A 19,700-nucleotide genomic window follows, 5' to 3' on the forward strand; every position below is an offset into this window, starting at 1 on the left:
TCCTTCATCTGAAAAGTGTGGATGGGCCAGGTGGATTTCCGTTCCAATGATCGTATCAGGGCTTGGGAATTTCAAATCCAGAACCACAAGCCTGTGTTGTAAGAAAGGCCGCCGTCGCTCTTATTGCCCTGGAAACGACCACATGGCTGGGTGCAATTGCCAACGGCGATTTCAGGAACTTTGGGTTTTCCCATGAAAAAGCCTGCGCCCAATGCAACAGGGCAGGTAAAGAGAAAATCTAGCGCGGCCGCCTGGTTGCGGACCTCAGTTTTGCGCCACCGAGGCGCCGGCCAGCCGGGCGAGCGCAGCCTTATCGTCGGGCCTGAGATCAGCCAGGCGGTCGTCGCCCGAAGCGGACCAATTTGGGTTTTTCGCCGACAGATCGGTGCCGCCTTCAGCGCCGGTGGCTTCACCGTTGATCGCGCCGATGGTGGCCTTCGGGGCAGGCTCGGCGCCAAGCTGTTCAACAGAGCGGCCCGGATCTTTGGCGATCATCGCCTGGGCGAGCGCTTTTGCCATGTTGCTGCGCCAGGCAGTTTCGGCCGCTTGCCTGGTGGCCGGGTTCCCCATCTTGGCGATGAAGTCGAACCCGCTCTGCCTGATCGCCTCGAACGCTGCGGTGTCGTCCGGATCGCTCTGCGCGATGGCGCTCGTGTAGGAGTCCTGCGCCTTGGACCATTCGGCCTGCTCATAGTCCTGGCGGCGCGCAAATTGTTGTGCGGCCATGCGTGCCGAGCCGGCCAGCCTTAAAGCCTCTTTTTTCCTGATGAAGTCGGCGCGTTCGCTCTCCGGCACTTTCGGCACCGTGCTGTCGAATATCTTGTCGAACAGGCCGGACTTGACGACGCCGTTGGTGCGGGGATCGACCTGGCCATACATGCTGTCATGCAGGCCGCGACCGTCGGCCGGCGCATTCCGGATCGCCTCGTTTTCGGCCTGGGCGATCCGGCCGCTCAATTCGAGGCCGATGACCTCGGCGTCGAAGGCGTCCTGCTGCTGCTTCTGTTGCTGGAAGCGCTCGGCGACAGCCGAAAGCTCGTCGCCAAAGCCTTGCATGGCGGCGCCGACCGGCGAGCCGCCGGGATAGGAAACCACATTGCCGGTATCGAGCCGGCGCTGGGCAAGCTGGAGGGGGATGGTCGCCATCAGTAAAGCCCTCCGCCCGGCGCCGGCGGAAAGGCGCTCTTGCCGAACGTCACGGCCTTGCTCGGGTCGTAGATGCCGGAAAGACCCGACACGAGATTGCCGCCGGCCTTGAAGATCGAGGCGGCCACCGCCTGCCTGCCGGAAAAGCGCGAGATGGTGGCCTGCGTGGTGAGATTGTTCTGGCGCAGCTGCGAGCCGTACTGGATCGCCTTGATGTCGAGCTGGCCCTGCCTTGCATTGGCGGCCAGCACCTCGGTCGGCGAGCCTGATATGCCGACGCCCGAGGCGCCGGCCTGGGCGCGCGCCTGCGCTTGCAGAAGATCCTGCTTGTGGCGCTCCTGGCCCTGTTCGAAGGCCGCGGCTTGCGCGTCGGCCCGCGCCTGCAGTTCATAGGCCTTGGCCTGATAGTCGGCCATCTGCCTCGACTGCTGGCCCTCGACCAGCGCGCCGCCGACCGAGAGAGCCGTGCCGATAAGGGCAAGTGTGCACATGGTCAGCCGCGGCCTCGGCCACGAAGCGAAAATCTGCCCGTGATGCCTCCAACCGGCGCGCCGAGCGCCGGGCGCGGGTCGAGCGCGCCGCCGGGGCTGAGGAGGGACAGAAGCATCTTGTCGGCCTGGATCGCCGCCGCGCTCAGACGAGCGGGTGCTGCCGCTCGCCGCCCGGCTATGGCGGCGCGCCGGATGGCAGTCAGGTTGATCTTCAGGTCGGCAACGCCGGCGGCGTCGAACTGGCTGTTGGCGGTGGCGACGGCGCGGCGCAAGGCATCGGCGTCGAACAATTGCTGGCGCAGCTGTTCTATCAGCCACTGGGCCATGCGCCAGCGCTCGTCGAGGGAAGCGGCGTTTGCGCTGATCTCGTCGGCAAGTGCTGCGATGTCGACGCAGGCTTCACTTTGCGCGGCGGCGGCGCGGCGCTTGTCATCGGGGATTGGGGTCACAGGAGGGTCCTTTTAGGAGGGTGATGGAAAACGGCGATGCCGCTGATCTCCCCCCGAGAGGGGGAGATAGCCGGCAGGCCAGAGGGGGTCGTCTCGCGTGAAGCGCCGCCATCCTCTGACCGCGATAGGAGGCTGCGTCAGGACGTGCCGACCCCCTCTGTCGCCTTCGGCGACATCTCCCCCCAAGGGGAGATCGGCAGTTTCAACTACGGCTCGGCATCGAACACCGGCGTGAACGCCCGGATGGTGCAGGGTGTCGGGTTGGTGTGGCGGATCTTCACTCTGCCCTGGCCTTCCCAGCTGTCCTCGATCGGCACCTCGACATTGCCGGTGAACAGATTGGCCATACCATTGGGCGAAACGATCGAGGGGATACGAACCGGCTCCCACCGGCCGCGCATCAACGACGTGATTTCGAGCCCGGTCGTGTCGGTCTCCAGCAGGGACAGGATCACCGCCGTCACCTTCTTTCGGCGTCCGACAACCGATCCGTCCTTGCCGCCGACATCAAGCTCAAGCGTGTCGGCGCCGGCCTCGTATGGAAGCCCGACATGCCATTTGGCAGCGGCGGGCGAACCAACCGGGAGTGTGACATTGCCGGCACCGCTGACTGTCAGGCCGCGGTAGACCTTCCCGTCCGCAAGCACGTCCACAATCAGGCCGGCGAGATGTATTGCGCCGCCCACTGTTGTAACTGCCGCGCCGGTGTAGGTCAGGCCGCAATCGACTTCGAACGCGTCGGCGATCTCGCCATATTCGAACGGAATGGTCTTGATTTCGATAGTGCGCTTGGTCACTCCGCCGATGGTGCGCTTGACGAACAGCCAGAGATCATCATTGCCGTCCTGTCCCGGCGTGACCACGGCGCTTTCAACGAAGCCCCATGCCGAACCTGAGAACGAGCCGGCGATGCGATGCCGGTGCATGCCGCGGACTTCCTGCGAAGGCTGGTGCGTGTAGCCGCCAAGTTCTCCGTTATCCAGCGGGAACCACAGCAGCGGATCGGGATCGGTCTGGAACGCCAGTTCAACGACACCCTTTTTTGGAATGTGCTCGGAAATCTGTCCGACATCATCCGACGTGAAGCGGCCGGTGGCGCTCTGGGCAAGTTCGGCGATCGACTTGCGGGAGCGCGTCACGTAAAGGAACGACTGCCCGGCATCCACCGGACGGACCTTGGCGCAGCCAAACGTGCGGGACCGACGGTTCTTGAAGGAAGAAGGGGTCAGCGCTTCGTCGATGCCGGAACCCGATAGAGCGCGGACCCCGCCAAGCGTTCCGATCAGCAGGGCACCATCCGAATCGGAGATCCACGTAATGTCATTGGCCTGCCCGCCGCCGGCCTGGATAAATTCAAGAGCATCGTCGTCCTTTTCCCCGAGTGCGAAATTGTCGAAGTCGCCGGTTGCGGATGCGTAGACGGAGAATTTTCGGCTGAAGGCTAACCGCTCCTCGTACAGCGAACCGCTCTCGACGTACTTGCCGGGAACGAAGGTGCCGAGACGCCAGCGGGCGATCGGGCTGAGATTGGGAAGCGCATGCCCATACAACCTGACTTTGACCACAGTAGCGCTGGTGCGGCTCGTGATACGCGCCCAGCGCCAGACAGCATCCGAGCCGAGCAAACGAATGGTACGGCCAACATCGCTGGTCTGGAAACCGGTGCCGTCATTGATGCCGACGATCGAGGACGCCGTGAGATCGAATGGCGTCTGTGTATCGCCATCCTCATGCCATCCCGTTTCCGCGATCGTAAGATTGGCGTCGTCCTCCGAGCCTGAGATATTCAACCGATAGGACTGGTAGGCAGTCTCGTTCTGAAACTCGAAGAAGCGCACTTCGCTGCGCGACCACCCGGTTTCCGCTGTCCGGCTGTCAAGCGAGATCCAGTTCGTGCCGTCGAAGCCCTGGAAATCCCAGGCGATGGGTGCCTTTGTACCACCAGTGGAGTTTGCCCGAAGCCAGTAGCCGTCACAAACCTTGGTCGCTGTACCGGCGAAGTCATAGGACAAGAAGCCGGTCGTCGTGCCGAACGAAAGGTTTGACCCATTGTCCCGGTCAAACACCTTGTAGGCGTCGGCGGACCCGCTGCTGTCGGCAGCAGTGCCGCTTGGAGCGGTGTTGCTGGTTATAAGAGGATGGACGGCGCCGGTCTCGGCAGGCGCCATGGTGGTCGCAGTTGTGTTGATGTCGTCATAGGGGCCGTCGAGAAAGACGAACTCGGCCAGCGTCCATATGGTGTGCGCCGTGCGGGTGAGAACCTGCGGAAGGTAGTCCCTGTGGGTGATCCACATCTGGTCGGCGGATTGGACGAACTGCAGGTTGAACAGATCGGCTTCGAGATAGGGTGTCGCCACTTCCACCGTGCCGACCCGCGCGCCATAGGCATAGACGCGGACGTAGAGATCGCCGAATTCAAGCATGTAGGCCTGATCTGCCGAGAAGATGAACGGTATGCCGCGCGTCCTCTTGGCCGAAGTCTTCACCTCGCCAACGAAGTATGTCCCGCCGCGCTTGCGGATGCCGCCATGCGGCAACGTGACGAAGTTTTCGCATTTGGAAAGCGCCGCCCGATAAAGATCGACCGACGCGCGGGCGTGTAGCCGCGGCGAGATCTCGCCACGAACGAATGTGTCCTGGACTGGATAGAGCGTCGTCATCAGCGCACAAACCCGCCGCGCTGGATCGCCCAGGACGACGTTGAAAGCCTGCCGCCACGCTGGATGGCGTTGGACTGGAATGCCGCGTCGAGCGCCCGGTCATAGGCACCGCGGGCGATGTCGATCATGCCCGCCTTGTGGGTCAGCGGATGCGCGATCTTGATGGCGAGCGCTGCAACCAGCACTTCGGTGAACAGCGCGTCCCAGTCGTTCGGATCGGTGAGGTTGGCGACGTAGCGAATGAGACGCGGCCCCGACCGATCGCAATAGATCAGCCCGGCCTCCTGGCGCCACGCGATCGGCACGCCATCCGGCTCGCCATTATCGGTCAGCGGCAAAGGCCGCAGGCAGTCCACCGGCAATTCATAGGCAAAGTTCAGCGTGCCCGCGCCACTGCCGGTATCGGACCCGGCGACGGCGGCCGCCAGGATTGCGAACACCCAGGCGTGTTTCGTCAGCTCTGCCTCGCGGGTCAGGTCGAAATGCAGATTGAGCAGGCGGGCCGGTTTCACGTCCTGATCAAGGCTGTCGATCGGCGCCTCGTCGAGGACGCCAAGCGCCATGTTGGCGATGTCGCGCGGGGTGATGGCCATGATTTTAGGCTCCGTCTGTGTGGATCGGAAAAAGCAGGCATGGGCCCACTGCAAAAGCCGCTTCGTAGCGGCTGAGGATTTGGCGATTTTTTGCTTGAGAAAAACGTTCGCACGTCTCGTGCGTGGAACCCGTCACACGGGGGCCAACCACCACCCGTCAGGAAGCGGGTAGCGTCGCGGCGTTATCCCTCCCCTGTGCCCGTTCGAGCGAGGAAAAGACGTAATATTGTGGCTATTGCAGTTTCACGATATCGCCGCGCAACGCGGCGATGAGTTGTGGCCTGAATTACTGCGGCATCAGCCGAAGCGTGCGCTTGTCGAGAGCCGCCGCTGTTTCGGCCGACTTGGTAACGGCGCTTGCTTGCAGCCTTCCGGCACCTCTCGCCATCGCCAAACCCCGGTCCAGGGCCTCCTGAAGACTTGTCGTATAGTAGGCGGTGTTTTCCAGACCGCTGAAGAAGTTTATGCGGTGAACTTCGCCCTTTTTGCTTATGACAATGCCCGCTTTTCGGAGCACTCCCTGAACTGCCTTGTATGTCATGTTCATGGTTATCTTCCTTGCCAAGACAAAGCAGCATCGCCCATTTCTGTAACCATTTGGTGACGGCGATTGATTAAAGTGCAACATGAATATGTTGCGAGCTCCAAGTCTTGTTTCACTCTGGTGCAGCGCAGCGGGTGAACTTGGGATTCGCCACATTGGCGACCTAGGCCGTGAACTATTAATGTGAGATGGCCGAGATCAAATCGAGGTCGACGCCGAGCCATGTCCATAAAGCACGACGAAGCCACCCTGTTCGATAAATGGAAGGCGGAGCCGTGTGAGTAGTGCAATCAGTTCGCTTGAGCAATCCTGTATCACTGGGCTTACCAAACTGTAGCGGGGTGCGATCTTTACCCACTCGATGTGCAGGCCAAGGCTTGATTCGGGGGTGCTTGCCCAGTCGCCGAAGTATGTGGGTGCGTACTGAAGTTCGACAGGCTCAGGTGCATCAGCATGCACGTATTTGACCTGGTACGCGGGCCGAAATTACGGGTATGTTACCAGGTTGTTGCGGAGGGCATCGCGGCGATGATCGCCGCGAACCCAGAAGCGGTGGGGAATTTCATGGTGTCGGACGCCACGCATGGCATTGTTGATGTTGTGCGTATCAATGCTGGGCAGGCTGAGGCCCCGCGCGGCTGCGGCTTCAGCATGTGGATCGCGTTTCCCAGGAATATTCTTGGGAAACGTAATAAGACTACTCTAATTTAGCAACTGCATTGGCCATCCCGACTCCGAAACGAGGAGTAAAGATGTTTTTTCTCCTTAGATCTTCCGCGCTAAGCAGAGAGCGCATTTATGGGTTTTTTGTTGGCATATTCAGTGTATTTGCTTTCATTTTTTTGGTAATTCTTGGAGGAACGGATAGCAATACGGTCCTTTTCTCGCGCTTATTGGTTGGCTTCGGGTTGGTGTGTTGCTATCTTTCCTATGTCAATCTGAGGGTAGGTGAACCCGCCGGCAAGCAACGCCTAATAACGCCAAACCTCTTGTTCATCTCCACCTTTTTTATAATTACTGTTGTAGTTTTTTTGTCGTTTGCGCTTCTTATCGAAATAAGAACCTTTAGCGGGGCGCTGATGATTCTGATGTGCTTGCTGAGTTATTCTCTGTTTATCGATATGTTGTTCCTGTGGAGAGGAGGAAGATTGTGACTTCCATCGATTTTGCACATACACCGGATGGGAAGGTCCTAACAATCGACCCTAACACGGGGCAGCTTACGACGCCTCTCTCGGAATCAGACGCCTTGTTTTGGTTGGATGCGCTGACCGGATTTACTACGGGTTTGGCGCAAGGCCTAGCACGCTATACAATTGCGCTGCCCACCGCTGCCCACGTGACTAGATTTAGGCTCACCTTTCAAGGTAAGCCAGTCGGGCTTGGGGAGGGCCTTTCAGCGGCGTGGTCGGCGGTGCGGGGCATCGGATTTCAACAAACAAAAGGCATACTGAAGTTGGGAAAGGTTTATGGAAGAAGACATTACAGAAGAGCAGCAGAGATGGTTTGAATACTTCATGCCGCGAGCCGAGCGTGGCGACGCACAGGCGCAGCTATCCGTTGGGATAGGATACGCCAATGGCAAGATGGTTCCTAAAGATTTGCAAAAGGCGGAGCTATGGCTACGTCTGGCTGCAAACAAAATGGGAGAGAGAGCCGTCTTTCATCTTATGAAAATTCTCTCTAGGGAACAATCACCTCGCACCAAGGAGGTTTTTGAAGAAAAGGCAGAGTGGAATCTCGGTGCTATATACCTTATCTATGGTAGATTTATCTTAAGAAGCAGTGACACTCAGTTAGGAAGATTGTATCTAAAGAAGGGATGGGACAAAGGTAGTATTATTGCGGGAATCTCATTCTTTGCGTCAAAATATCGGAAGCCGTGGAAGATAGTCACTTTGCCAATTGTACTGCCCCTAATTGTTAAGGCAGCTATCATAAAAGTAAGGAATAAGGACGATCCTAGAGTTCTTGAATGAAATCCGTTTGCGGTAGTTAACCGAGCTAACTGCGATCACTTGAGCAACCTAACTATGCAGCAGAACAAATCCGCTTGGCCCACGTTGCGCTTGATACGATCGCGCAGCCAGGAGGATCAAATGGGCAACCCGGAACAGGATTTTTCCGAGAAGCTCCGCGAGCGCATTAGAGAACGTGCCGTAAACGACCGCGGTGAACGGGCCGGTCTACAGCTATGCCGTGAACCCATATACACGAACGGCTGAGATGAGGTGGAAAGGCGACCTCGCACTATCGGCACATTGTCGAAACGTTTCGATCAGCATCGGTGAGTTATGAAACGCATTTCGAGCGAGGATTGATCAATGAGTAGCTCTCAAATGGAAAAATATGTCTGGGCCTCAGTCCTCTATTACACCGTGGCTGTAGTTGCGACTGTGGTTCTTATAGCTGCTTTTATGAGCAATCTTCTTGGTGCTCTGCGGGGCTTGGTTGCAATATTCGGCTACATTGCGCTTATTATATTTCTAAATAGTTGGCGACGCAGAAGACATCCACGAAGTGTCTATCAGGCATCATTGGCCAAACGGAGACTGGACGACTAGTCAACGTCCGCAACGGGGTCGTTTGCCGACTGGCTGCTTTCACATCGCGCCGGATTCTGATTCAGGGCTCACCATGAGCCGATATGACCTGACAGACTTTGAATGGCGGGTGATCGAGCCGCTGCTACCCAACAAGCCAAGAGGTGTGCCGCGTGTTGATGATCGGCGCGTGCTGAACGGCATCTTCTGGGTGCTGCGATCTGGTGCGCCTTGGCGCGACCTGCCCGAGCGGTATGGACCGCGCACCACCTGTTACAACCGCTTCGTCCGATGGCGAAAAGCAGGTGTGTGGGACCGCCTCATGGACGCCATCACCAAAGCCCATGATGGCAAGGTGCAGATGATCGACACCTCCATTGTTCGCGTCCATCAGCAGGGTGCGACGGCAAAAGGGGGGCAAGATCATTGCCTCGGTCGTTCCCGAGGCGGCCTCACAACCAAAATCCATGCTCTTGTCGACGCCCAAGGCAGGCCGATCAAGCTGATGCTCACGGCAGGTCAGATGAGCGACATCGCCTCCGCAGTGGACTTGATCACGGATTTGCCCGAGGGTGCCATGCTGCTCGCCGACAAGGGTTATGATGCCAACGCATTGCGCAATGTCATCACCGAGCGAAAGGCATGGGCCAACATCCCGCCCAAGGCCAACCGGAAGGACCCGATCTGTTTCAGTCCCTTCAGCCAAAACAGTTCCGACGGATCGCGACACGCTACGACAAGCTGGCAGAAAACTACCTTGCCGCCGTCAAACTCGTCGCTATCCGCATCTGGCTGCGCAGTAATGAGTCTACGGCCTAGCGTCCAGAAAGGGCGGGAGTTCTTTTAACCCCGCCCCTTCCGGTCCGATCAGGCCTCGGTCGTCTTCAGCGCGATGAAAGTCATGTTCTTGACGCTCGACGCGGTGCGGTCCCAGTTCGCCGCCAGCGCCAGCTCGGCGTCGGTGGCGAATTCGCCGGCCGAGGAGGCGTCGAGGAAGCGGGTGCCGGGCACATGCGGGACGAAATGCCTGCGGCCGACCATTTCGGTGACGCCGCCGCCATGGCCCTGGCGGGGCTTGCGGTCGAACTCCAGCGGCCCGCCTTCGGTGTTGACCGGCAGCTCGTTCCACAGGATTGCCTTGTCCTTGAACATGAAGGCCGTGTAGACGCCCGCCGCCACCGGGATGTCGTCGTCGACGACGGCCCGCAGCCCCATGTAATAGGGGATCAGCGGCCCGCCCTGCTCGGACGGCGGCACATAGTCGATGAGGTCGGCGAGCTTCAGTGCCTTCATCTGCTTGGAGTGCATCCAGATCGTCTTGAACTTGTCGGCGCGGTCGCCCATCAGATAGGCGGCCTCGATGATGTCGGTGTCGACTATGGAAGCGCCGGTGACGCGCACCAGGTCGCCGGCATCATTGGCGAGGTTGTCGGCCAGCACCCCTTTCAGGATACCGAGCAGCGTCAGCTTGTTGGCACGCTGCCAATAATCGGTCTGGCGGCGCACGATCAGCTTCTGCGGGTCGTCGCCGGCGAGGATGCTGGTCAGGTCCGGAATGCCCCAGGCCTGGGCGCGGACATTGCGGGCGGCGACCTCGCGGCGCGCGCCGATCTTCTTCAACTCGATCGAATCGGCCGGATCGTCATTGACCGGCTCGGACGGATCGTTGCCGAGATCCTTCCAGCCGGGCATGTCGACGGAACGCCCGCCCATGGAAAGCTTCGAGGCGATGGCCGGGTCGGAAAACAGGATCCCGGCCTGGTAGATCTCGAGCGACTGGACATGCTCCTCGAACGAGTATTGTGCATAGACGGACGGAACGATCGCGTCCGCGATACGGGTATAGGCGTCTGCCATTTTTCTCTTCCTTCAGGTTTGGTTGGCGGAGAAGGTGTGTTGAGATTCAGGTCAGGCCGAGCCGGAGTCGAAGACGGGCGCAAAGCGACCAAACAAGATGGCTTTCGAGAACCGGAGCGGAGCGGACATTAGAGCGCCGCGCGTCCTATTGACGCGCAAAAGGACGCTCTAACACTTTGCATTTGCGCATGATCCTTTCCGGAAACCGAAATCGGTTTCCGGGGTCATGCGCTGGTCCGTGACCACCGGAAGCGCAGAAAGCCGTCGTTTGCAGGCCGGCATCACCTGAATATCGACACAGCTTTAGAGGGGGTTGTTGGGCATCCACAGGTCGGGGTTTTCGCCGGCCTCGCGTGCCAGCCGGCGGGCGCGAACGGGATCGCTTCTGACGAGGGCCGAGATCTCAGTCAGGTTGCGTTCGCCGGCGGCGTTGCGCTTGAACGGATTGCCTCCGATCAAAGCCGCGCCGCCGTCGATCGTGTCTTCCCTGAACATCGCCTCGCCGATGGCGTGGAACGCCTTGGCGATGTGCGGATCGGTCAAGGCGCCGTCAGGCAGAAGGATGCCCTTCGCCTTGTAGGCATCGACCAGGCCGAGCTTCTTCATCGCCCGGTTGGCGACCTCCAATCTCCTACGAAAGCCGTCGCTATCGGTCGGTCCCCAATCCCTGACCAGGTCATCGTGAGTGGCCTCGACCGAACGGGCAAGGGCGATCTGCTGCACCTTGGCCTGCTCGGCCATGTAGCCGACGAAGCGGTCGTGATAGGCCTGCGCCACCTTCGGGGTGGCGCCGGCCTGGACCGCCCAGGCCTTGGACGCGTTGGCGAGCTCGTCCGAATAGGCGAAGTCTTCGGGAAGCCCGTCGGGGCGCCTGTACTCGACCTTGTCGGGCGATGTCAGCGGGCGCATCGCCTCAGGCAACCGGGCATGGAACCTGGCCCAGTCTTCCCCAGGAGCGTCCGCTGCGGGAATGCGCAGGCTCTCGCCCTGCTGCCGTTCCAGCTCCGCATAGGATGTGAAAACCCGATCGAGGCTTTCAGGCTGGGTCCAGCCCTTGGTTTCAGCGAGCTTGCGGTTGCCTTCGGAAAGACCGTCAAACCAACTCTTGTCGGCCGGCGGGGCGGACCCGTTGTCCCCGTTGGCCGGTGGCCGTACTGGGTTGCCCGCCGGTGGCGAAGCCACCACGGACCCGGCGTCTGCCAGATCTGTCATGAGATGTTCCTTTGTTGAGGTTAAAGACTGATGATAGGAGCCGGTGGTGGGGCCCAGTATCTCCCCCTTGTGGGGAGATGGCCGGCAGGCCAGAGGGGGGGTACCAACGCGTGGAGCGCAAACCTCCATCTGTCGCTGAGGTCGGCCCGGTGGCACCTCTGTCGCCTTTGGCGACATCTCCCCCTCAAGGGGGGAGATTAACGCTACGCGTTATCGCCCCAATTCTCCCACAGCAGCGTGATCGTTCCGGTAACGGCCAGCATGCCGTCGGCGTCGATATCGGTGCCGGCGGCGAGGGCAAGGTTGAGATAGAGGTCGGCCGGCGTCGCTGTGCCATCGAGCGTCAAAGCCGCCGCTACATCGGCGGTCGAAGCGGTCGACAGTGCAGCACCGGCACCGTCCAGCGTACGTCCGGTCGAAGCCAGCACATTGACCATGGTGCCGGCGAGCGCAGCGCTTGACGCCGCCGCCGACCCGAGCGACCAGGTCAGTGCCGCATTGTCGTTGATGGTCGAGGCGCGGGTGGTCAGCACGGCGAATTGCAGCCTTGCGGTGCCGCCCTTGATGCGCACCTTGCCGCCGAGGAAATCGAAAAGCTTATGGCTGGCATAGGCAAGCGCATCGGTGACCGGCACCTGCATGGCGTTGAGCGAAAAGACGGTGCGGAAGGAACCGCCCTGCCCGCTCGTGCTGGCGGCAAGCCCGGCCTTGGGCGGGGCAAGGCCGGCCTCTCGGGCGGCGGCACGGGAAAGCGTCCGGGGGAGACCTCGGGTCATTGCATTCTCCATTCTTGGGGGATTTGAGGGATCGGCTGGACCCGCCGCGAGCGGAATCGTTGCGGCCGAAGCCTGATCATTTCGATAGAGCCTGACCCTATCGTCTTGTTTGACCCTGATCTTTATGATCTTTTTGTTTGACCCTGAGCTTTCCGAGCCGGAGGCCTTGGCCGTCAAGACGAAAGAAACCATGTCTTATTTCGTGAGGCATGGTGCCGCTGTTCCGCCGCAATGCGACCGCACTTGGCAAACACTTGGCAAAACCAGCCGGTGTATTAGTTCATAGGCCTCAACGGAGTATCAGACGATGACCATGTACAAATCCATTGCCGCCCTGCTTGTGACTGCCGCGCTGGCAGGATGTGCGCAGACCGAAGGCCAGCAGAGGGCGACCACGGGCGCTCTGGTCGGCGGCGCGGGCGGCGCTCTCGTCGGCCAGGCCCTGGGCCGCGACACCAAGAGCACGGTTATCGGTGCAGCCAGCGGCGCCTTGCTGGGCGCGGTCGTGGGCAGCGCGACAACGCCGCAGCGGCGCGGCGAACAGCTTTGCCGCTATCGGGATCGCTACGGCCGCATCTACACGGCGCCTTGCGACGACCGCTATTACAGCGGCAACTATTGAGCGATAGGCCCCTTCTCCCCGTTTACGGGGAGAAGGTCCCGGCAGGGGGATGAGGGGCAGTGCAGAATTCTGAGATGCTGGCGCCGCCCCTCACCTGCCTGCCGGCATCCTCTCCCCGTGAACGGGGCGAGGGAACACAGTTTCAGCGTCGGCGCGGTCAACCCGATGGTTTTGATCCTTACCCTCAGCGCGGTTAGAGGCTATCGTCTGCCATCCAAAGGGGGCGACGATGCGATTTTTGATGACGTCGCTGCTGGTTGTTTGTTCGGTTCCGCACACGCCAGGCAGGCTGTCAGTGTCGAGCGGATCGGCGATTGCCTGGTCTTGCCGGTGGCCGCTGTCGACAATCACGTCAAAGCCACTTTCGAGGTGACATTGGACAAGGCCGGCAAGGTCAAGTCGATTACCGTTGTGTCCTATGATCCACATACAGAGGCGGCGGCCGAAGCAGCCCGGCAACTTTCGAAATCGGTCCAGAAGTGTTGGCCGGCAGGCGTCAAAACCAGCCCGATGCGGATCACCGTAGATTTGAGCAAGACTTAGCCATAAGGCAGCTTCATCACCTCCTACCTCCCCTCCAGCCTCGCCGCCTTCTCCAGCGCCGCCAGCTGCGCCTCGTCCAGCGTCAGGAACTCCATGATGTGCTGCACCACTTCGGCGCGTGCATTGCTCAGTGCGCTGTGCAGTTCGAAGCCGTTCGGCGTCTTCGTCTTGGCCAGCCACTCGCCATAGGACGGGCGGCGGTAATAGCCGGTCGCCGCCGCCAGGTCGGCAAGCACCATCTCGCCGTCCTGGCCTGAGAACACCCTGAGATAGGCCTTGGTCAGCGCATCCTGCGCCTTGGCCGGGCCGCCGGCCTGGCTCGAATGGGCGAAGCGTTTGCCGCTCATGCGCCGCCCTCGCCGCCCTGCGACATCAGCCCGCCGAGACTGTCGAGCAGACCGCTGTCGCGCGCCTGCACGGCGGCGGGCACGGCATCCTTGGCCACCTTGCCAGCGTTGGCGATCGCGGCCATGCCGGCCTGCGCAGCTTGCGCCTTGGCTCTGGCATCGCGGATACCGGCAACCTCGTCCTGGCGGCGAAAGATGCGCTGCGGACTGCGGCCGGCGCTCTGCACGATCTTGAGCGCCTCGTCGCCGTCGATATTGTCCATCACGCTCGCGTCGAACTGCGCCATCTGCATGGCCGTGGTCACCACCTGGATTGTATCGCGCGCCTCGGCCGAGCGGCGCAGCACGTCGAGCGGGCCGGTGAAGGTCGGCCGCACCGCCTTGCCGGCAAGGCTCGCCGGCGGCAGGAAGCGGCTGTCTTCCTCGTATAATCCTTTGTCCTCGAGGATGCCGAGCTCGCGGTCGAGATTCGAGGCAAAACCGGCCTGGATGATCGAGCCGGAGGGTCCGAGCAGCGCGCCCTTTTCCTCCTGCCGGATCAGCGCTTCGGTCGCCGTCATCTGCGGGTTCTGCACCAGCGTCTGGAACAGATTGACGAACATCATGTCGCGGATCTCCTCGGCCCGGCTTTCCGCGTAGCTGAACGCATAGGTCGGGTTCTGCCCCGTAGCGATCGGCGCAATCAGAGGCCGTCCCTGATCGTCGATCAGGCCGGGATAGTTCTCGCCGGGATTGAGCACCGGCACATAGTCGAGCCGCGCCTTCGAAGCGGTCGCCGGATCGGTGACCTGCTGCAGCGCCCTGAGGCCGGAGCGGCGCACGGCGTTTTCCTCGCGCACCGTGGTCAACGCCTCGATGGTCGGCGAAATGCCGTAGGGGTCGCCCTCGTAAAGGCGCCAGTTGAAGCACGACACCGGGAAGGAGCGGAAACCGCTTTCCCTGACGATGACCTCCTCGTCCTCGAGGACGTGACAGGAGGCGAAGGCCGTGTCGAGATACTGGTAGGATCCGCCCAGCCGATACATCTTGCGCTCGTCGCGTGGCTGGATGCACTGGATCAGCGAAATCTTGGTCTCGCATTTGGCGGGATCATCGACCAGCATTTTGATCCGCGCCGGCAGCTTCTCATAGCCGAGCAGCTGTGCGGCCTGGCGCGCCGTGCGCTCGTAGCGGCGGTGGAAAATATCGACTTGACCCCAGCGGTTGCGGCAGAGATAGCCCTCGACCACGGGGATCGAGGCATAGCGGATCAGCGTGTGGGGCGCAAAGCCCTCCTCGGCGTAGAGATAGGCCGGGCCGTAGCGCACGACGTTGCGCAGGCAGGCCTGCGTTGCCGGCACGAAGTTCGAATTGGCGGAATAGCGCAGCGAGAACAGGAAATCGCGAAGCGCCCCCGCCCATTCCTTTTCCTCGTCGCTCTCTTCGTCGTTCAAGGCGGCGGTCGACAGCCCGTGCCATTTTTCCGACTGCGGGATGATCAGGCTTTCCAGCCCAGCGGCCAGCCGGTTGGCTGCCGAGTTGATGGTGTTGGCGTAGACACGCGCACCCCGCCGCTCGTGCCGCTGAGCCTGCGAGTCAGGTCCGGATTGCCGGCGCCCGCTCCAGACATCGGGCGCGTCGGGGTCGCAGAATTCCGACACCGCCTCCCAGACAGCCTCATACTGGCTGCGCTCGCTCTCGAGTTGGGCCTGTCGCGACAAGATATCGTGGGCGCGGGAATCGCTCGTCATGGCATTCTTTCTTCGGTGGGCTGAGCTTATGTTAGGGCGGTCGAATTTTGTCCGCTTTTGCGATGTTCAAGGGTGGCGCGGCGGGCCTTTAAGGAGGTCGATGTGACAATGCCGGAGAGCCTACCCGGTGCCCTGACGAGGCGAAGCAAGCAGGTTGCAAAGCGGCTGATCGGCTACGACTCCCGCAACTGGCTGCGCATCAGGCAGATCGAGGCATTCACCGCATTTCTTGAGGCGGACGGCCGCAAATCATCTGACGTGATCGAGCTTTCGCCCGGCTGGAACCGCTACTGGAAGACGATGTGCTCCAACTAGACCTCGGTCGATTTCCCCGATTTCGACATCTGCAAGGACCGCACCGACCGGCAATATTCCGTCGTCATCGCCGACCAGGTGCTGGAGCATGTGCAACGGCCGCTTGCCGCCGCGCAAAATATCCATGCCATGACCCGGCCGGGCGGCTGGGCGATGGTGGCCACACCGTTCCTGTTCAGGGTGCATGCCAGGCCGCACGACTACAACCGCTCCCGCCGGTGATGGTCGAAGGCGGTTTCCCGGAATCCGAGATAGAAGTGTTCGGCTGGGGCAACAAAGCCTGCGCAAAAGCCCATATCGGCGGCCCAGTGCGCGCCTACGGCCTATGGCGCGACCTCAGCAACGACGAGGAATACCCGCTGATGGTGTGGGCATTTGCGGAAGCCGGGGTGACAGGCCGAAGCCTTCCCTTCTCCCCTTGTGGGAGAAGGTGGCCGAGCGCAGCTCGGTCGGATGAGGGGTGTTGGAAGGATCACTCCCTTGAAGGTTTAAGTGATTGAAATCATTCGATGTTTCCACGCCGCATTTCTTCCAGCACCCCTCATCCGTCTCGGCGCAGACGCGCCGATCCACCTTCTCCCACAAGGGGAGAAGGGAAGGCTCTCATCCCCGCCTCTTCACCAACCGCGCCAGCCGCCGCCAGGTCCACCAGGGCAAACCGCCGCGATTCCTGAACACCCGCTTCATCGCGCCCATAATCACACCCCCAGCAGCACGCGGCGCTGGCCGGTGAGGTCGCTGGGCGACAGATCGGTCTTGACCGTGCCGGCGGTGCCCTGGCGCTGTTCGAGCTCAGCCCTGAGTGCCGCCTCGCGCGCCTGCACGTCTTTGTCGGCGATGGTCGGTGTCGGTGGCAGCGGCTTCAGCGCCGGCGGCTTTTGGAAGAGGCACATGGTTCCAGCTTTCTCTTGTCCAGTCATAGAGTAAAAAATCCTCGCCGTTCCGGCCGTAACCCGGCAAGCGGCAGCGTTCCGTCGCGCCCAGCCGACCGAGCCAGCGCAGCGCCAATTCATTGGCGGCGAGCGCCCGCGCCTCGACCCGCCAGGCGCCGCGCGCGGCAACCTTCGGCCCGAGCACGGCGTGAAAGAACTCGGTGATACCAGGCACGCAGCGCTTCATGCGGCGCGTGCCCCAGCTCCAGGCGATCCATAAGCCGCCGCGCTGTTCGGCGGCGCCAAAGCCGGCCTCAGGATTGCCGTCGAGCTCGGCGACATAAGCAAGACCCTGCAGCGCCGTCAGCGCCAGCAGCGCCGGCGACCACTGATCAAGCTGGCAGTCGATCTCGGCCCGGTCCTCCGGGCGCAAATTGGCGGCGATGTAGCTGAGGTCGCGTAAGGTGGCGGGGATGATGCGGAGGGTCATGAGGCGGTCATGGTGTGTGGTTGCCGTCGGAGTTACCGAAACGCCCCCAGCGGATCGCTTTGCCCCGCCTTCCGCCGTGCCATCTTGAACTCCGCCGGATCGACCGCCGCTTCCCTCAGCATCATCACGCCGTAACGCGTCGCCGCCATCAAATCGTCGCGCAGCTTCACCACCTGGCCGTCCCTGCGGTGATAGAGTCGAAACTCCTCGAACCAGGGTAAAAGCGTCGAAAACACCTTGAAGCGGCCGCTCTGCATGCGGTCGAGCATCTCCATCAGCCCGGCCTCGACCGAGACGGCGCCGTCTGGGAATTGCGCATGGCGGGTCAGCATGTTGAGCCCATGCGCGGCGTATTGTTTGGCGAGTGCCAGGCCCGCACCTTCCAGCGTCTCGCGACGGCCGTCGCGCGGCCATGCCCAGGGCAGCCATTCGCCCCACGGTTTCAGGGTCAGCGCCTGCATGGCCGGCGTCTGCTGCGACGCCCGGCAGGCTTTGGTGACATAGACGACATCGGCCTCCGTGTCCCAGGCGAGCTCGACCGCGGCCGACGGATGATCCCAGCCGAAATCAAGCGCGCCAAGCCGTGGCCAGTAGCGCGGCAGCCGGAACGGCTCGCAGGCGATCAGCTCCTCGGCCACCGGAAAGATGCGGCCAGAGCCGAGCACCGGAATGCCCTTGGCGCGCGCCTCGCGCTCATGCGCCGGATAGGCGGCAATGATCTCGGCGCGCTGCCGCGGCGTATAATGCTCGGCATCGTCGATGGTCATGAAGGTGACGTGGCGGGTCATAGTTCGCTTCCCCGGCTTGAATCATTTTGGCAGGAGCGGGTTCCAACGCGCTGCCTTTGCATCTCAATTTTGCATCGCTCGGGGGCAGCCAGCCACGGAGCCCGGGCCCAAAAAGTCGGGGTCAGATCGCCCGACGTTTGATGCGCACGACTTTCGGCGCCTGCGCATCCATGAACATGTAGCACCTGCCGAGCAGCGCCTTTTTGCCAAAATCATCGAACACATTTTGCCCGAGCGGCGTGATCAGCACCTCGTCGGTCGTCAGTCCGTCCTGGTGGCGAGCCTCGATCTCTGGCCAATGCGCCTTGGCAATGTCGGTCAGCACGACATTGAAGGCCGGATGATTGTAACTGACCAGCAAATTGCCATCGTCCATGTCGGACGGTTTCATGTCCGGGTGGTAGTTGTAGATCATGGCAAGCGTCTGGATGGCTGCCAAGGATGCAGCGCCATCGGAAAGGTGAGGCTCCGTCAGCACACAGGTGCCGTTTTCAAAGATGGCAAAGTCACGCTCCTGGTTGAAGTAGTAGCCAAAGCGCTCCTCGATACGATCGATGGGCTGCGAAAAGGATGGCCGCCATTTCGGAACGGGAGGAAAGGTCGCTGACATCCCGGCGCTGCCCGCTGAAGATAGGACAATTGAAGACAGACCGCCGATCAACATCATCCGCCTATTCATAGTCCTGATCCAACCCGCCCCGCGTCGCCAGTCTAGTTTCGGAACGCTGCTTGGCAACCGCAATGATTTCGGTGCGGCGGCATCGTCGTTGGGTCATGAAGGTGACGGCGGTTCATATTAGCTTGCCGTAATTAGTTGCTGATACGAGCGACTGCCATTGATAATACTGTCCATCAGTGCAAAGCTGCTGACAACTTGGGGGAAATACATGATCCGCATAGCAATCGTTGTGGCCATGGCAGCCAGTGCGTCAGCATGCCAGTCGAACGTGCCTTATGACACGAGCAAGCAGACCTGCAATATGTATGAGCTCGACGGGGACCAACACAAAGTTTGCGCCCCGGACACACCGAACAAAGTATGCAATGTCTGGAGCAATCAGAGGGGCGACAAAAGGATATGGTGCCAACCGCTCACTCGGAAAGCAACCGATCCCAAGGCCCGCGCCAGACAGCTTGCAGGAACCAAATACCCTTGATTCGACTTCATCCGCCGGCTTTCCCCATCCCCTCCATCTCCTGCGCCGACAAAAACAGCAGCACCACGTCCGACATGCCGAGCAGCGGCGTGAAGGTGACGATGGTGATGCCGCCGGTCGCGTTGGTGCGGGTCAGGCCTTCGGAATAGATGTCGAGCGGCGGTTCTTCGTCGAACCAGACGCCGTGCAGCGTCTCGCCCTGCCATTTCTCGCGGCCCTTCTCGTAGCTCTTGAACGACAGCACCGATTCATCGGCCTGAACATCGCCGCCGCCGCCCCAGCGCACCACGACGCTGTCGAGCGCGCCCGGCGCCCGTCCCGCCATCGTGCTGACGATGGCGTCGGCCGGGATCATGCCGGTGCCCCAGGCCGCCGGCTGCTGCGGCGGGCCAAGCAGGATGCGCTGCGGGTTGTCGCGCGTGCCTTCGCCGGTAACGCCGGCCGCCCAGAACCGCACGGCGGTATCGAAGACCTTGCCCTGCCACCAGTCGGGATAGCGGCCGGTGAGGTGCATCGCCCATTCGGCGCCGCCGGCCCTGGTCTTGCCGAGCTGATTGCCGGCCAT

The 19,700-nt window shown here is 61.3% G+C and carries 21 protein-coding genes and 2 pseudogenes; 6 read left to right on the plus strand and 17 right to left on the minus strand.

What is annotated here, in order from left to right; all coding sequences use genetic code 11:
- Positions 1-264: 264 nt before the first annotated feature.
- The 7 genes from ACWTU7_RS18610 to ACWTU7_RS18640 form a co-directional block, all read right to left on the minus strand.
- Positions 265-1,146 carry a hypothetical protein gene (locus ACWTU7_RS18610; protein WP_455839476.1) on the minus strand — a complete coding sequence of 294 codons (882 nt, stop codon included), beginning with the start codon at positions 1,144-1,146 and terminating at the stop codon, positions 265-267.
- Positions 1,146-1,637, minus strand: a complete 492-nt coding sequence (locus ACWTU7_RS18615) for a hypothetical protein (RefSeq protein ID WP_455839477.1) — start codon at positions 1,635-1,637, stop codon at positions 1,146-1,148. The genes ACWTU7_RS18610 and ACWTU7_RS18615 overlap by 1 nt, the downstream gene beginning before the upstream one ends.
- 2 nt (positions 1,638-1,639) lie before the next feature.
- Positions 1,640-2,086 (minus strand): hypothetical protein, encoded by a 447-nt coding sequence (locus tag ACWTU7_RS18620; RefSeq protein WP_455839478.1) that lies wholly within the window; start codon positions 2,084-2,086, stop codon positions 1,640-1,642.
- A gap of 206 nt (positions 2,087-2,292) precedes the next feature.
- Complete coding sequence (locus tag ACWTU7_RS18625) at positions 2,293-4,746, minus strand: hypothetical protein (protein WP_455839479.1); 2,454 nt, start codon at positions 4,744-4,746, stop codon at positions 2,293-2,295.
- Positions 4,746-5,339 carry a hypothetical protein gene (locus tag ACWTU7_RS18630; protein ID WP_455839480.1) on the minus strand — a complete coding sequence of 198 codons (594 nt, stop codon included), beginning with the start codon at positions 5,337-5,339 and terminating at the stop codon, positions 4,746-4,748. Before ACWTU7_RS18630 ends, ACWTU7_RS18625 begins: the two co-directional genes overlap by 1 nt.
- 286 nt (positions 5,340-5,625) lie before the next feature.
- Positions 5,626-5,886, minus strand: a complete 261-nt coding sequence (locus ACWTU7_RS18635) for a hypothetical protein (RefSeq protein WP_455839481.1) — start codon at positions 5,884-5,886, stop codon at positions 5,626-5,628.
- A 195-nt stretch (positions 5,887-6,081) separates the two neighbouring features.
- Positions 6,082-6,342 (minus strand): DUF6678 family protein, encoded by a 261-nt coding sequence (locus ACWTU7_RS18640; RefSeq protein ID WP_455839482.1) that lies wholly within the window; start codon positions 6,340-6,342, stop codon positions 6,082-6,084.
- On the opposite strand from ACWTU7_RS18640, the gene ACWTU7_RS18645 reads away from it, so the two are divergent.
- From ACWTU7_RS18645 to ACWTU7_RS18655, 3 genes and pseudogenes are all read left to right on the plus strand, one after another.
- Complete coding sequence (locus ACWTU7_RS18645) at positions 6,337-6,594, plus strand: hypothetical protein (protein ID WP_455839483.1); 258 nt, start codon at positions 6,337-6,339, stop codon at positions 6,592-6,594. The genes ACWTU7_RS18640 and ACWTU7_RS18645 overlap by 6 nt on opposite strands.
- 758 nt (positions 6,595-7,352) lie before the next feature.
- On the plus strand, positions 7,353-7,862 hold the full coding sequence (locus tag ACWTU7_RS18650) for a hypothetical protein (protein ID WP_455839484.1): 510 nt from the start codon (positions 7,353-7,355) through the stop codon (positions 7,860-7,862).
- Between the two features lie 658 nt (positions 7,863-8,520).
- Positions 8,521-9,245, plus strand: a pseudogene (locus ACWTU7_RS18655) (IS5 family transposase).
- Positions 9,246-9,293: 48 nt separating this feature from the next.
- Here the strand turns inward: ACWTU7_RS18655 and ACWTU7_RS18660 are convergent.
- From ACWTU7_RS18660 to ACWTU7_RS18670, 3 genes are all read right to left on the minus strand, one after another.
- Positions 9,294-10,283, minus strand: a complete 990-nt coding sequence (locus tag ACWTU7_RS18660) for a Coat protein (protein ID WP_287161342.1) — start codon at positions 10,281-10,283, stop codon at positions 9,294-9,296.
- 303 nt (positions 10,284-10,586) lie between these two features.
- The gene (locus tag ACWTU7_RS18665) at positions 10,587-11,495 is read right to left on the minus strand and encodes a hypothetical protein (RefSeq protein WP_455839485.1); all 909 of its coding nucleotides are present in this window, start codon (positions 11,493-11,495) and stop codon (positions 10,587-10,589) included.
- Positions 11,496-11,698: 203 nt separating this feature from the next.
- Complete coding sequence (locus ACWTU7_RS18670; RefSeq protein ID WP_455839486.1) at positions 11,699-12,271, minus strand: hypothetical protein; 573 nt, start codon at positions 12,269-12,271, stop codon at positions 11,699-11,701.
- A gap of 307 nt (positions 12,272-12,578) precedes the next feature.
- Here ACWTU7_RS18670 and ACWTU7_RS18675 point away from each other — a divergent pair, with 307 nt between their 5' ends.
- Together ACWTU7_RS18675 and ACWTU7_RS18680 are read left to right on the plus strand one after the other, a co-directional pair.
- On the plus strand, positions 12,579-12,893 hold the full coding sequence (locus ACWTU7_RS18675; protein ID WP_455839487.1) for a YMGG-like glycine zipper-containing protein: 315 nt from the start codon (positions 12,579-12,581) through the stop codon (positions 12,891-12,893).
- Positions 12,894-13,058: 165 nt separating this feature from the next.
- Positions 13,059-13,436: a hypothetical protein gene (locus ACWTU7_RS18680; protein ID WP_455839488.1), complete on the plus strand. Its 378-nt coding sequence runs from the start codon at positions 13,059-13,061 to the stop codon at positions 13,434-13,436.
- Between the two features lie 23 nt (positions 13,437-13,459).
- Here ACWTU7_RS18680 and ACWTU7_RS18685 read toward each other — a convergent pair whose 3' ends face one another.
- The gene (locus ACWTU7_RS18685) at positions 13,460-13,783 is read right to left on the minus strand and encodes a Bbp19 family protein (protein ID WP_455839489.1); all 324 of its coding nucleotides are present in this window, start codon (positions 13,781-13,783) and stop codon (positions 13,460-13,462) included.
- Positions 13,780-15,513, minus strand: coding sequence for a portal protein (locus ACWTU7_RS18690; protein WP_455839490.1), 1,734 nt, complete (start codon positions 15,511-15,513; stop codon positions 13,780-13,782). Before ACWTU7_RS18690 ends, ACWTU7_RS18685 begins: the two co-directional genes overlap by 4 nt.
- Positions 15,514-15,621: 108 nt before the next feature.
- On the opposite strand from ACWTU7_RS18690, the pseudogene ACWTU7_RS18695 reads away from it, so the two are divergent.
- Positions 15,622-16,217: pseudogene (locus ACWTU7_RS18695) on the plus strand (methyltransferase domain-containing protein); the annotation flags it as partial.
- A 309-nt stretch (positions 16,218-16,526) separates the two neighbouring features.
- Here ACWTU7_RS18695 and ACWTU7_RS18700 read toward each other — a convergent pair.
- From ACWTU7_RS18700 to ACWTU7_RS18720, 5 genes are all read right to left on the minus strand, one after another.
- Positions 16,527-16,652, minus strand: coding sequence for a hypothetical protein (locus ACWTU7_RS18700; RefSeq protein ID WP_280950361.1), 126 nt, complete (start codon positions 16,650-16,652; stop codon positions 16,527-16,529).
- Positions 16,621-17,190 (minus strand): hypothetical protein, encoded by a 570-nt coding sequence (locus ACWTU7_RS18705; RefSeq protein WP_455839491.1) that lies wholly within the window; start codon positions 17,188-17,190, stop codon positions 16,621-16,623. Before ACWTU7_RS18705 ends, ACWTU7_RS18700 begins: the two co-directional genes overlap by 32 nt.
- Positions 17,191-17,222: 32 nt before the next feature.
- Positions 17,223-17,978 carry a phage terminase large subunit family protein gene (locus tag ACWTU7_RS18710; RefSeq protein WP_455839492.1) on the minus strand — a complete coding sequence of 252 codons (756 nt, stop codon included), beginning with the start codon at positions 17,976-17,978 and terminating at the stop codon, positions 17,223-17,225.
- Positions 17,979-18,099: 121 nt separating this feature from the next.
- Positions 18,100-18,645 carry a hypothetical protein gene (locus ACWTU7_RS18715; RefSeq protein ID WP_455839493.1) on the minus strand — a complete coding sequence of 182 codons (546 nt, stop codon included), beginning with the start codon at positions 18,643-18,645 and terminating at the stop codon, positions 18,100-18,102.
- 497 nt (positions 18,646-19,142) lie between these two features.
- Positions 19,143-19,700 (minus strand): terminase large subunit domain-containing protein, encoded by a 558-nt coding sequence (locus ACWTU7_RS18720; RefSeq protein ID WP_455839494.1) that lies wholly within the window; start codon positions 19,698-19,700, stop codon positions 19,143-19,145.

The sequence above is a fragment of the Mesorhizobium sp. BHscii genome, from assembly GCF_053848065.1.

What these genes read in the sequence shown, in the direction of transcription:
- ACWTU7_RS18610 (WP_455839476.1), bottom strand. Translation starts at nt 1,146, where the DNA reads ATGGCGACCATCCCCCTCCAGCTTGCCCAGCGCCGGCTCGATACCGGC.
- ACWTU7_RS18615 (WP_455839477.1), bottom strand. Translation starts at nt 1,637, where the DNA reads ATGTGCACACTTGCCCTTATCGGCACGGCTCTCTCGGTCGGCGGCGCG.
- ACWTU7_RS18625 (WP_455839479.1), bottom strand. Translation starts at nt 4,746, where the DNA reads ATGACGACGCTCTATCCAGTCCAGGACACATTCGTTCGTGGCGAGATC.
- ACWTU7_RS18630 (WP_455839480.1), bottom strand. Translation starts at nt 5,339, where the DNA reads ATGGCCATCACCCCGCGCGACATCGCCAACATGGCGCTTGGCGTCCTC.
- ACWTU7_RS18635 (WP_455839481.1), bottom strand. Translation starts at nt 5,886, where the DNA reads ATGAACATGACATACAAGGCAGTTCAGGGAGTGCTCCGAAAAGCGGGC.
- ACWTU7_RS18645 (WP_455839483.1), top strand. Translation starts at nt 6,337, where the DNA reads ATGCACGTATTTGACCTGGTACGCGGGCCGAAATTACGGGTATGTTAC.
- ACWTU7_RS18650 (WP_455839484.1), top strand. Translation starts at nt 7,353, where the DNA reads ATGGAAGAAGACATTACAGAAGAGCAGCAGAGATGGTTTGAATACTTC.
- ACWTU7_RS18660 (WP_287161342.1), bottom strand. Translation starts at nt 10,283, where the DNA reads ATGGCAGACGCCTATACCCGTATCGCGGACGCGATCGTTCCGTCCGTC.
- ACWTU7_RS18665 (WP_455839485.1), bottom strand. Translation starts at nt 11,495, where the DNA reads ATGACAGATCTGGCAGACGCCGGGTCCGTGGTGGCTTCGCCACCGGCG.
- ACWTU7_RS18670 (WP_455839486.1), bottom strand. Translation starts at nt 12,271, where the DNA reads ATGACCCGAGGTCTCCCCCGGACGCTTTCCCGTGCCGCCGCCCGAGAG.
- ACWTU7_RS18675 (WP_455839487.1), top strand. Translation starts at nt 12,579, where the DNA reads ATGACCATGTACAAATCCATTGCCGCCCTGCTTGTGACTGCCGCGCTG.
- ACWTU7_RS18680 (WP_455839488.1), top strand. Translation starts at nt 13,059, where the DNA reads ATGGTTTTGATCCTTACCCTCAGCGCGGTTAGAGGCTATCGTCTGCCA.
- ACWTU7_RS18685 (WP_455839489.1), bottom strand. Translation starts at nt 13,783, where the DNA reads ATGAGCGGCAAACGCTTCGCCCATTCGAGCCAGGCCGGCGGCCCGGCC.
- ACWTU7_RS18690 (WP_455839490.1), bottom strand. Translation starts at nt 15,513, where the DNA reads ATGACGAGCGATTCCCGCGCCCACGATATCTTGTCGCGACAGGCCCAA.
- ACWTU7_RS18705 (WP_455839491.1), bottom strand. Translation starts at nt 17,190, where the DNA reads ATGACCCTCCGCATCATCCCCGCCACCTTACGCGACCTCAGCTACATC.
- ACWTU7_RS18710 (WP_455839492.1), bottom strand. Translation starts at nt 17,978, where the DNA reads ATGACCCGCCACGTCACCTTCATGACCATCGACGATGCCGAGCATTAT.
- ACWTU7_RS18715 (WP_455839493.1), bottom strand. Translation starts at nt 18,645, where the DNA reads ATGATGTTGATCGGCGGTCTGTCTTCAATTGTCCTATCTTCAGCGGGC.
- ACWTU7_RS18720 (WP_455839494.1), bottom strand. Translation starts at nt 19,700, where the DNA reads ATGGCCGGCAATCAGCTCGGCAAGACCAGGGCCGGCGGCGCCGAATGG.